This window comes from Jatrophihabitans sp. (assembly GCF_051960575.1).
Taxonomy (GTDB): domain Bacteria; phylum Actinomycetota; class Actinomycetes; order Mycobacteriales; family Jatrophihabitantaceae; genus JBQCEE01.
The window spans coordinates 1-10,754 of record NZ_JBQCEE010000275.1 but is presented as its reverse complement, the minus strand read 5'-3'; the positions used below and the strand labels follow the sequence as shown (position 1 = coordinate 10,754).

9 protein-coding genes and 1 riboswitch are annotated in these 10,754 nt (G+C 72.3%); of the genes, 4 read left to right on the top strand and 5 right to left on the bottom strand.

What is annotated here, in order from left to right:
- The 5 genes from ACTHMS_RS15635 to ACTHMS_RS15615 all read right to left on the bottom strand — a co-directional run.
- Nucleotides 1-877, bottom strand: an 877-nt coding sequence (locus tag ACTHMS_RS15635) for a serine hydrolase domain-containing protein (protein WP_440307597.1), incomplete at its 3' end; no start/stop codon positions are given.
- Nucleotides 878-938: 61 nt separating this feature from the next.
- Entirely contained in the window at nt 939-2,387 is a 1,449-nt protein-coding gene (locus tag ACTHMS_RS15630; protein WP_440307596.1) for a glycine hydroxymethyltransferase, read from the bottom strand.
- A 16-nt stretch (nt 2,388-2,403) separates the two neighbouring features.
- A riboswitch (ZMP/ZTP riboswitch) is annotated at nt 2,404-2,488 on the bottom strand.
- 587 nt (nt 2,489-3,075) lie between these two features.
- Complete coding sequence (locus tag ACTHMS_RS15625) at nt 3,076-3,768, bottom strand: TIGR03089 family protein (protein WP_440307595.1); 693 nt, start codon at nt 3,766-3,768, stop codon at nt 3,076-3,078.
- The gene (locus ACTHMS_RS15620; protein WP_440307594.1) at nt 3,768-5,006 is read right to left on the bottom strand and encodes an LCP family protein; all 1,239 of its coding nucleotides are present in this window, start codon (nt 5,004-5,006) and stop codon (nt 3,768-3,770) included. The genes ACTHMS_RS15625 and ACTHMS_RS15620 overlap by 1 nt, the downstream gene beginning before the upstream one ends.
- A 95-nt stretch (nt 5,007-5,101) precedes the next feature.
- Nucleotides 5,102-6,589 carry an LCP family protein gene (locus ACTHMS_RS15615; RefSeq protein ID WP_440307593.1) on the bottom strand — a complete coding sequence of 496 codons (1,488 nt, stop codon included), beginning with the start codon at nt 6,587-6,589 and terminating at the stop codon, nt 5,102-5,104.
- A 202-nt stretch (nt 6,590-6,791) separates the two neighbouring features.
- Here ACTHMS_RS15615 and ACTHMS_RS15610 point away from each other — a divergent pair, with 202 nt between their 5' ends.
- The 4 genes from ACTHMS_RS15610 (at nt 6,792) to ACTHMS_RS15595 (ending at nt 10,736) form a co-directional block, all read left to right on the top strand.
- Nucleotides 6,792-8,003: a SpoIID/LytB domain-containing protein gene (locus ACTHMS_RS15610; protein WP_440307592.1), complete on the top strand. Its 1,212-nt coding sequence runs from the start codon at nt 6,792-6,794 to the stop codon at nt 8,001-8,003.
- Between the two features lie 64 nt (nt 8,004-8,067).
- A complete protein-coding gene (locus ACTHMS_RS15605) occupies nt 8,068-9,135 on the top strand; it encodes a sugar phosphate nucleotidyltransferase (protein WP_440307591.1) in 1,068 nt (355 codons plus the stop codon).
- Between the two features lie 8 nt (nt 9,136-9,143).
- Nucleotides 9,144-10,052 (top strand): DNA-3-methyladenine glycosylase family protein, encoded by a 909-nt coding sequence (locus ACTHMS_RS15600; protein WP_440307590.1) that lies wholly within the window; start codon nt 9,144-9,146, stop codon nt 10,050-10,052.
- Between the two features lie 72 nt (nt 10,053-10,124).
- Entirely contained in the window at nt 10,125-10,736 is a 612-nt protein-coding gene (locus tag ACTHMS_RS15595; RefSeq protein WP_440307589.1) for a hypothetical protein, read from the top strand.
- Nucleotides 10,737-10,754 lie beyond the last annotated feature (18 nt).

Sequence of the window (10,754 nt, the reverse complement as noted above, 5' to 3'; positions counted from 1 at the left end):
ACACGATGTTCGCCGCCGGGATGATCGCGGTGAGGAAGCGCGGGTCGTTGCTGACGCGGGTGACCTCGTCGCCGGGCATGCCGAGCGCGCGGGTGATGCCGAACGACAGCGGCGGCAGCAGGATCGGCCCGGTCGGGTAGGCGCGCCCGACCTGCGGCAGGTCCTCGGGCGCCACGCCGTAGTTCGTCCAGCGGAAGTGCAGCGGCGTGAGGATCTCGTCCTGCAGCACCTCGCGGATCGTCCGCCCGGTCACGCGCTTCACGACCTCGCCGAGCACGAACCCGCCCGACACGGCGTGGTAGCTGAGCCGCGCGCCGGGCTTCGACAGCGCCGGCATGTGCGGCAGCACGTCGGCGAGCATCTCGTCCTTGGCCAGCAGGTCGAGATCCATCAGCTTGCGCGGGATGAACGGGATGCCGGCCCGATGCGACAGGACGTGGTCGATGGTGACGTCGTCGCGTCCGCCGCCGGCGAACTCGGGCACCCATGTCGCGACGCGGTCGTCGAGGCGCAGCTCGCCGCGGTCGACGAGCATGTGCACGACGGTCGCGGTGATCGCCTTGGACGCGCTGAAGACGCAGAATGGGGTGTCGGTCGTGGCCCGGACGCGCTCGGCGTTCTTCGGCTCGCCCGGGGCGACGCCGCGCGCCCAGCCGATCGCGCGGTCGAGCACGACGGTGCCCTCACGGCGCACGCAGAGCTGGATCGCCGGGTGCAGTCCGGTGCGGTACAGCTGCACCGTCGCGTCCCAGATGCGGTCGACACCCTCGGGCGTCATGCCGGCGCCGCGGGGGTTCTGCTCGGTGTCGGCGACGGTGATCCAGTCGTCGAGCCGGCGCGGCACGTGGATGCGCCGCAGCGGGTCGAGTCGGGGCATGGACGAGAGGCTAGCGCGCGGTATCAGGGCGTACCGCGCGCCTCGCCCGCGTCGGGCCGCGTCAGCCCAGGTCGATACCCGGGTAGAGCGGGTTCGCCTCGAGCAGCTCGTTCGCGGCGGCGTGCGTCTTGTCGACGACGCCGTCGGCCAGCACGTACTTCGCCTTGGAGGGCGCGCCCGCGCTCGTGCTCGCGGGCTCGGTCGCCGACAGCACGTCGACGATGAGCTCGGCGACGCGGTCGAAGTCGTCGGTGTCGAAGCCGCGGCTGGTCAGCGCCGGGGTGCCGATGCGGACGCCGGAGGTGTACCAGGCACCGTTCGGGTCGTTCGGGATCGCGTTGCGGTTCGTGACGATGCCCGAGTCGAGCAGCGCCGACTCGGCCTGGCGGCCGGTGAGGCCGAAGCTGGTGACGTCGATGAGCACGAGGTGGTTCTCGGTGCCGTCGGTGACGATCTTCGCGCCGCGGCGCATGAGCCCCTCGGCGAGCGCGACCGCGTTGTCGGCGACGTTGCGGGCGTAGGTCTGGAAGCTCGGCTGCCGGGCCTCGGCGATGGCGACGGCCTTGGCGGCCATGACGTGCCCCATCGGACCGCCGAGCACCATCGGGCAGCCGCGGTCGACCGCGTCGGCGTACTCGGGCTGGCACAGCACCATGCCGCCGCGCGGGCCGCGCAGCGACTTGTGGGTGGTGGTGGTGACGACGTGCGCGTGGGCCACCGGGTCGAAGTCGCCGGTGAAGACCTTGCCGGCGACCAGCCCGGCGAAGTGCGCCATGTCGACCATGAGCGTCGCGCCGACCTCGTCCGCGATCTCGCGCATCGTCGCGAAGTTGACCTTGCGCGGGTAGGCGCTGTAGCCGGCGATGAGCACGAGCGGCTTGAACTCGTGCGCGGCCTTGCGCACCTGGTCGTAGTCGAGCAGGCCGGTCATCGGGTCGGTGCCGTAGCTGCGCTGCTCGAACATCTTGCCGCTGATGTTCGGGCGGAAGCCGTGGGTGAGGTGACCGCCGGCGTCCAGGCTCATGCCGAGCGCGCGCTGGTTGCCGAGCGCGCGGCGCAGCGTCTCCCAGTCGGCGTCGGACAGGTCGTTGACGTGCTTCGCACCGTGCTCGGCCAAGGCCGGCGCCTCGATGCGCTGGGCCAGGATCGCCCAGAACGCGACCAGGTTGGCGTCGATGCCCGAGTGCGGCTGCACGTAGGCGTGCGGCGCGCCGAACAGCGCCTTGGCGTGCTCGGCGGCGGCCTGCTCGACGGTGTCGATGTTCTGGCAGCCGGCGTAGAAGCGGTGCCCGATCGTCCCCTCGGCGTACTTGTCGCTCATCCAGGTGCCCATGGTGAGCAGCACCGCGGGGGAGGCGTAGTTCTCGCTCGCGATGAGCTTCAGGGACGCCCGCTGGTCGGCCAGTTCGCCCCGGATCGCGCCGGCGACGGTCGGCTCGACCGACTCGATGACCTTGAGCGCCTGCTGGTAGGCGGTGCTGGCGGCGGTGGGGTCGAAAGGCAGGCTCATGGGTCGCTCCTGTTGACTCGTCGGCCCAGGCGCACGGCACTGCTGCGGAGCCGCTCCCCGGTGGTTGCCCACCTTACGAAGCGCCAGTCACGGCTCGCTGTGAGCATAGCGCCGGCGGACGCATCGGGTCTGCCCGCGAGCGCGGGGCGGAATTGGTCCGCGCGGTCGGTGGGCCGCGGAGCCTGCTGTCTGCGCCCGGTCCTGGCGTCTGGACGCGTCGAACCCGACAGTTGCGGGCGCGGATGTGGGTGCGCGATGCATGTTTGCGCCCGGTCCTGGCGGGTGGACGCGTCGAACCCGACAGTTGCGGGCGCAAAGGTGGGTCCGCGACGCGGGTTTGCGCCTGGTCCTGGCGGGTGGACGCGTCGAACCCGACAGTTGCGGGCGCAAAGCTGTGGGGGCGGGGCGGGTTGTCCCGCAGCTCCGGCAGATCCCGCCGCCTTGTCCCGCTGTGCCAGGTCCTGGGGGCCGATTCGCACGACGTTGCGGGGCAAAGCAGCCCTGTAGGACCGCTGCCCCGACGCTGCCCCGACGCTGCCCCGACGCTGCCCCGCCACTGCCCCGCCACTGCCCCGCCACTGCGGGCAGACCCGATGCGCCGGCACCCCACACGCTCGGTCGGCCAGCAGACCCGGCCGGGGCGGTCGGTGCGCGGTCGGAGCGCTGTCAGTGCGCGGTCGGTGCGCGGTCAGTGCACGACGACGGTGGCGCGCTCCTGGCCGACGCGGCGCGCGACAAGGGCGTCGTCGGCGGGGCCGGTGAGCAGCACGAGCGAGCCGCCGACGACGAGCGGCGCGACGACGGTGTCGATCCAGTCGTCGGCGGAGGTCCAGGCCCGCGTCGTCAGGACGCGCGCGCCGTCGTCCAGGCCCAGTTCGGACGCCCGCACCCGGGCCCGCGCGACAACCTCGCCGCGGGTCAGCCCGGGCAGGCAGGGGTCGTCGGGGCCGGCCGGGGACTGCACCGACGCCCACGCGTCTGCCTGCGGACGCACCGCGCCGATGTAGTCGTCGGGGGCTCCGGTCGGTTGCGGCGCCACGGCGTACACGTCGAGCGCGGACGCCGACGCGCCCGGCGCGACGAAGGCCACCGACGCGGCGGCGTCGTCGGCGGGCGTCAGGGCGAGTCCGGCCGACAGGCACCCGAGCAGCACCGGCAGCGAGAGCCAGTCGGCGGGCAGCTGCACCGAGGCGACGTCGCCGACCGACAGGCCGAGCTCGGTGCCCAGCAGGTGGTGGGTCTTCGCCACCCAGTTCGCCGTGGACTTCACCGACAGCTCGACCCGCCCGCCGGTCGCCTCGTCGTAGTGGGTGACGAACGGGCGCGACGGGTCGCGGGCCATGAGGGCGGCGAAGCACCCTTCCGGGGTGTCGGGCGTCATCAGTTGATGCAGGCCGCGGCCGGCTTCTTGTGCGGCTTCGGCTTCGCGGTGGTCGAGGTCGGGCCGGACGCGGGTGTCGAGCCGGCCGCGGACGTCGAGGGTGCCGTCGACGGGCTCGGCTTGGCCGCGGGCGGGTCGATGAGGTTCTTGACGAAGCGCTGGACGATCGCAGGGTTCACGACCTCGACACTGCCCACCTCGGTGTCCTGGAAACCCTGGAACGGGATCGCTTTGCTGACGATGTTGTCCGGGCTCAGGGTGCCGACCTGGCGCGCGAGGTCGGTGAGGCTGAAGCCGGCGTCGACGTAGACCGAGTTCTCGACCGCGTTGGCCAGCGCGTTCAGCCGGCTCGGGTCGAACAGCGTGCCCGCCGACACGACCTTCCGGAACGCCTGGGTCAGGAAGTAGCGCTGCCGCGCGGCGCGGTCGAGGTCGCCGTTCGGCAGGTTGTGCCGCTGCCGGACGAACTCGAGCGCGCGCACGCCCTGCAGCGTCTGCACACCCGCCTTCGACACGAAGCCCGAGCCGCCCTCGACGCCCTGCGACGCGTTGTACGCGACGGTGTCGTCGACGGCGTGGCAGAGGTTCACCGTCACGCCGCCGACGGCATCGCTGATCTGCACGAAGCCGAGCAGGGTGACCTGGATGAAGTGGTCGATCGTGAGTCCGGTGAGGTTCGAGACGGTCTTCGTGAGCAGCTCGGCGCCGGCGGTGCGCTTGGCGTCGAGCGAGCCCTTCGTGTCCGTGTAGGCCATCGCGTAGGCCGCGTTGAGCTTGTTCATCCCGTAGCCGGGGATGTTCACGTACGAGTCGCGGGGCAGCGAGATGAGCGTCGCGTTCGAGCCGTCGGCCGGGATGTGGATGATCATCATCGAGTCGGTGGCGATGCTGCCACCGTCCTTACCCACCTTGAGCTCCGCAGCCTGCCGGTTCGTGAGGTTCGAGCGGTCGTCGTTGCCCACGACGAGCAGGTTCTGGTCGCTGCCGTCGAAGTCGGTCTTGGTCTGGGCGGCGCGCGGCGTGAAGTTGGACGCGAACCGCGGCACCTTGTGGTCGACGTTGCGGAAGAAGAAGAACGCGTACGCCGACACGACCAGGGCGAAGACCGAGACCATGGCGAGCACGGTGAGCCCGACGCGGCGCCAGACGACCCAGCGGCCACCCGACGACGACCGCGGACGTCGCGGATCCAGGTGTGGCGGCAGCGGCGCCACGGCGGATCCATATCCCGAACTCACACCGGCGAGGCTACCGGCGGTTGCTGAGACCCGCGCCGCGCTCTCGGGCACGGTTCAGACGCGCATCAGACGCGCGCCGGGCGGCGGCGAGCGCCTCAGTCGATGCAGCCCAGCCCGCGGGTCGGGTCGGCCGGCTTCGCGGCCGTGGACGAGGGCGAGGACGACGACGTGGCTGCGGCCTCGTTCGCCGGCACCGGGTGGGACGCCGCGGCGAGCCCGCGCACCTGCACGCCGTTGCTGCCGAGCCGCAGCGTCACCCGGCTCACCGTGTCGCTCTGCACCGTGCGGGCGCCACGGACGGCGGCGAGCAGCGCGCGAGCCTGGGCGGCGTCACGGGCGGGGTAGACGATCGTGGTCAGCGGCGTCTGGTCGGTCGAGCCGACGGTGTTCACCTTGAAGTGCAGCGCGATGAGCTGGTCGGCGTTCTTCGCCGCCAGCCGGGGCGTGTCGGTGCCGTTCAGCACGTCGACCGTCGTGTCGCCGGGCGCGGCAGCGGCGATCTTCGCCAGCGTCGGGGCCTGGCCGTCGAGCCCGCGCAGGAAGTCGGGGATGGCCGCCCGGTCGACCCCGACGATCGCCGTCTCGACGCCGTCGGGGTAGATCAGCTGCGGCCCGGTGTTCGGCAGCGTGGTGAAGGTGATGCGTCCGGACGTCAGGGACATGAACTGCTGCGCGAGCGAGGTGAGGTCGAGACCCGGGTCGATCAGCAGCGACGACCCGACGGCGTGCAGCAGCTTGTTCAGCTTGAACGGGTTCAGCAGCACGCCGGCCGAGGCGATCTTGTCGAAGGCGGCGGACAGGAAGTACTGCTGGCGGCGGATGCGGTCGAGGTCGCCGTGCGGCAGCCCGTGCCGCTGCCGCACGAACGCCAGCGCCTGGTCGCCCTCGATGGTCGAGACGCCCTTCGGCAGGTCGATCCCCGAGTAGCCCGAGCCGAACTCGTCGCGGTCGGTGCTCGCGTTCTGCGCGGCGTTGAGGCAGACGGTGATGCCGCCGATCGCCTTGCTGATGCGGTAGAAACCGAGCAGGTTCACCTGCACGTAGTGGTCGATGTGCAGGCCGGTGAGCGCGTGGATCGTCGCGATCGTCAGCAGCAGCCGGGCGCTCTCGGCCTGCACCTCGGTGCGTCCGGCGGCCTTCGCGGCGTTGTAGGCGATCGGGTAGGCGGCGTTCAGCTTGTTCTGGCCGTGCCCGGGGATGGTCACCCACGAGTCGCGCGGGAACGAGACGAGCGACGGCCGCCCACCGTTGCCGGGGATGTGCAGCACCATCATCGTGTCGGCGTTGACGGTGCCCTCGTTCGGGCCGACGTGCAGGGCGTTCAGCTCGGCCGGGGTCGCGCCGTCGCGGGTGTCGTTGCCGACCAGCAGGATGTTCTCGGCCGCGCCGTCGGCGTCGGTCGCGTCGGCCGGCACCGCCCCGCCAGTGCGCACGTCGCCGGTGAAGTTCTTGTACATCGCCCAGGCCACGCCGGACGCGACGAAGATCAGCAGCGAGAGCACCGCCCCGGCCCAGCGCAGCCACGGCAGCCACCTGGTGATGGGGCGGGCGGCGAGCGGCGCGACCTCGGGCGGAGCGGACATCGAGGCGACGGTAGCCGCGGCCGCCGCCGTCGTGCGGCACCCACGCGGGCAAGTCGGCACAGCAAAGTCGAAGGAAGCAAGGCCCGTTCGGATCAAGTTCGTCCGACTCGTGCCGATGTAGGTTTCGATCCGCCGCCCGACCGGCGTGTCGACACCGATTTTGGGGAGCCAGGTGCTAATGCGAGGCCGACGTATCGCAGCGATGACCGCGACGATCGTGACGGCGGGCGCCGCTGCGCTCGTCCCCTCGATGGCGCAGCCCGCCGGTGCCGCGCCCGCCCGTCCCGCCGTCACCATCGCGCCGACCGGGTCGATCGCCATCTCGGCGCGCGGCAACGGGCACGGCCACGGCATGAGTCAGTGGGGCGCCGAGGGTGCCGCGCTCAAGGGCCTCAGTTACAAGCAGATCCTGAACTTCTACTACCCGGGGACGCAGCTGGTGACCCTGGCGCCGTCGAAGATCCGCGTGCTGCTCTCGGCCACGGGGCACGCCCTGCAGGTGCGGGCCGAACCCGGACTCACGCTCACGAACTACGGCGCGCTGCCGACCACCGGCATCGCCTACTACCACCTCGCGGCGTCGGGCGGCACGCTCACGCTGCAGTCGCGCAAGCCCGGCTCGAGGCAGTGGACGACGGTGAAGACCGGCCTGCCGAACGGCTCGGCGTTCAACCGCGGCGACTTCAAGACCGTGCGCGTGTCGTTCACCGACGGCACCGAGGGCCGGTACTTCGGGCAGCTGCGCGGCGTGGTCGACAACGGCGACGTCGATGCGGTCAACGTGGTGCGCATGGAGCTGTACGTGCGCGGCGTCGTGCCCTACGAGATCCCGAGCTCGTGGCGCCAGGCCGCGCTGTCGGCCCAGGCCGTCGCCGCCCGCTCGTACGGCCGCTACGCCGTCGAGCACCCGCGTGGCGCGTCCTACGACATCTGCGACAACACCAACTGCCAGGTCTACAACGGCTACCAGCAGTTCTCGCCGTCCGGCCAACTGACGATGCAGGACGACCCGGCCGTCGTCACCGACAACGTGCGCCAGGTGCTGCAGTACGGCGGCCACACGATCTTCGCCGAGTTCTCGGCGTCGAACGGCGGCTGGAAGTCCGACGGCGGCCAGCCCTACCTCGTCGCCAAGGCCGACCCGTACGACGCGGCCGGCGGCGCCGACCCGTGGAGCCTGCAGAACGACTCGATGGCGGTCTCGCGGCTCGCGGCCTACTTCGGGCTGAAGAAGGCCACCGGCATCTCGATCACGCAGCGCGACGGCCACGGCAGCTGGGGTGGCCGGGTCGTGAGCGGCTTCATCCAGGGTGTGGACGCGAGCGGCAGGACGAAGGTCGTGAACTTCAGCGGCTACGACCTGCAGTGGGCGCTCGGCCTCGGCACGACGTGGATCAACGTCACCGCCGGTTGAGATCTTCGTCGGCCCGTCCCGGCATCGGCAGGACGTCGTCACACCGGTGTGGCACCCTGCGCGGGTGACCTCGACCGACGCGGTGATCCTGGTCGGCGGCCTCGGCACCCGGCTCAAGCCGCTGACCCTGTCCGCACCGAAGCCGATGCTGCCCACGGCCGGCGTGCCGCTGCTGACGCACCTCATCACACGCATCCGAGACGCCGGCGTCACCCACATCGTGCTCGGCACCTCCTACCGGGCCGAGGTCTTCAGCGGGCACTTCGGTGACGGCGCCCCGCTCGGGGTCGAGCTCGAGTACGTCGTCGAGGTCGAGCCGCTGGGCACGGGCGGTGCGATCCGCAACGTGGCCGGCCGGCTGCGCGGCGACACCGTCCTGGTCTTCAACGGCGACGTGATCAGCGGCGCCGACCTGCCGGCGCTCATGGCCGTGCACGAGCAGGCCGACGCCGACGTGACGCTGCACCTCACGCGCGTCGCCGACCCGCGCGCGTTCGGCTGCGTGCCGACCGACGCCGAGGGCCGGGTGACGGCGTTCCTCGAGAAGGACCCCGACCCGGTCACCGACCAGATCCACGCCGGCGCGTACGTGGTCAAGCGGTCGGTGATCGACTCGATCCCCGAGGGGCGACCGGTGTCGGTCGAGCGCGAGACCTTCCCGGGGCTGCTCGCCGCCGGCGCCCGCGTGATGGCGCACGTCGACGCCGGGTACTGGCGCGACCTCGGCACGCCGGGCGACTTCGTCGCGGGGTCGGCCGACCTCGTGCAGGGCATCGCGCCGTCGTCGGCGCTGCCGGGCCCGACCGGCCCGGCGCTGACCCTGCCCGGCGCGCACGTCGACCCGACCGCGACCCTGCGCGGCGGCGCGACGATCGGCGCGGGTGCCGTCGTCGGCGCAGGCGCCGTGGTCGACGGATCGGTGCTGTTCGACGGCGCGGTGATCGGCGACGGTGCCACGGTGACCCGGTCGGTCGTCGGGTTCGGCGCGCGGATCGGCGCGGGCACGGTGCTCGACGACGTCGTGATCGGCGACCGGGCGGTGCTCGGCGCCGGGCTCGAGCTGCGCGCCGGCGCGCGGGTCTGGCCGGGGGCGCAGCTGGCCGACGGCGCGATCCGGTTCTCGGCCGGATGATGGTGGGTGTGACCGAACTCAGCCGGGTGTGGCGCGCCGAGCGTCCGCTCGACCTGCGCGGCACGCTCGCACCGCTGGTGCGCGGCGCCGGCGACCCGGCGCACCGGCCGGCCGAGGACGGCTTCTGGTGGGCGTGCATGACGCCCGCCGGGCCGGGCACGATGCGGCTCGCGGCGCGCGGCCCCGAGGTGACGGCGACGGCGTGGGGGATGGGCGCGGCCTGGCTGCTCGAGCGCCTGCCGACGCTGCTCGGCGAGCACGACGACTGGTCGGCGTGCGACCTCAGCGGGCACCCGCGGCTGCACGACCTGCGCCGCCGGCGTCCGGGGCTGCGGCTGGTGTCGACCGGGCTGGTGATGGACTCGCTTGTGCCCGCCGTGCTCGAGCAGCGGGTCACCGGCCTGGACGCACGGCGGGCCTGGAAGTCGCTGCTCTGGAAGTACGGCGAGCCCGCGCCCGGCCCGCGCGACGACCTGCGGGTGCCGCCGACGGCCGCCGTGCTGCTGCAGGTGCCGACCTGGGACTGGCACCGCTTCGGCGTCGACCTGCAGCGGCAGCGGGCGATCCGCGCCGCGGCGACGGTGGCGGGCCGGCTCGAGGAGTGCACCTCGATGCCGCGGGCCGACGCGCTGCACCGGCTGCAGCTGCTGCCCGGCATCGGCGTCTGGACCGCCGCCGAGACCGCCCAGCGGGCCTGGGGCGACCCGGACGCCGTGAGCGTCGGCGACTACCACATCAAGGACGTCGTCGTGCACTGGTTCACCGGCCGGGCGCGCGGCACCGATGCCGAGATGATGGAACTGCTCGCCGACTGGACGGGACACCGCCAGCGCGTCGTCCGGCTCGTCGAGGGCTCGGGCGTCGGCAAACCGCGCTTCGGCCCCCGCTTCTCACCGGTGGACATCCGGGCCATATAGCGGAGTTCCGCGCTTACACGCTGATCACGCTGGGTACCCCACGGACATCACCGTCCGTCCCGGAGGACTGTCATGAAGCGCCACAAGAACGCGTCGTACGACCCGAACGAGCAACCACCGACCACCAACGCCGACTTCCACGGCGGGGTCATGTCGATCCCGCGCAGCCGCGGCGCCCTCAGTGGTGTCCTGCTGATCATCTTCGGGGCGTGGGCGGCGCTGATCCCGCTCATCGGCCCGTCGTTCCACTACTCCTACGGCACGACCAAGTCGTGGGACTTCAGCGCGGCGAGGTGGTGGCTCGAGATCCTGCCCGGCGCGGTGGCCGTGCTCGCCGGCCTGATCCTGATCATGACCGCGAACCGGGCGACCGCGCAGTTCGCCGCCTGGATCGGCGCGGCCGCGGGCGCCTGGCTGATCATCGGACGCGACGTTGCGAGCTGGTGGCACCTCGGCTCGCCCGGCGTCGCCACGAGCACCCGGCCCTTCGCGCGAGCGCTCGAGGCGCTCGGCATGTTCAGCGGCATCGGCGCGCTGATCGTGTTCACCGGCGCGCTCGCCGTCGGCCGGCTGTCGGTGCGGTCGGGGGGCGCCCGGGCGGTCGCGCCCAAACCCAACCACCAAACCCAAAAACCCCCCCGCCACCAAACCCAAACCCCCGACCAACGCGGCCCGGAGGACTAGGCCGCCCCTCTGTTGAGG

What these genes read in the sequence shown, in the direction of transcription:
- ACTHMS_RS15630 (WP_440307596.1), bottom strand. Translation starts at nt 2,387, where the DNA reads ATGAGCCTGCCTTTCGACCCCACCGCCGCCAGCACCGCCTACCAGCAG.
- ACTHMS_RS15625 (WP_440307595.1), bottom strand. Translation starts at nt 3,768, where the DNA reads ATGACGCCCGACACCCCGGAAGGGTGCTTCGCCGCCCTCATGGCCCGC.
- ACTHMS_RS15615 (WP_440307593.1), bottom strand. Translation starts at nt 6,589, where the DNA reads ATGTCCGCTCCGCCCGAGGTCGCGCCGCTCGCCGCCCGCCCCATCACC.
- ACTHMS_RS15610 (WP_440307592.1), top strand. Translation starts at nt 6,792, where the DNA reads ATGACCGCGACGATCGTGACGGCGGGCGCCGCTGCGCTCGTCCCCTCG.
- ACTHMS_RS15595 (WP_440307589.1), top strand. Translation starts at nt 10,125, where the DNA reads ATGAAGCGCCACAAGAACGCGTCGTACGACCCGAACGAGCAACCACCG.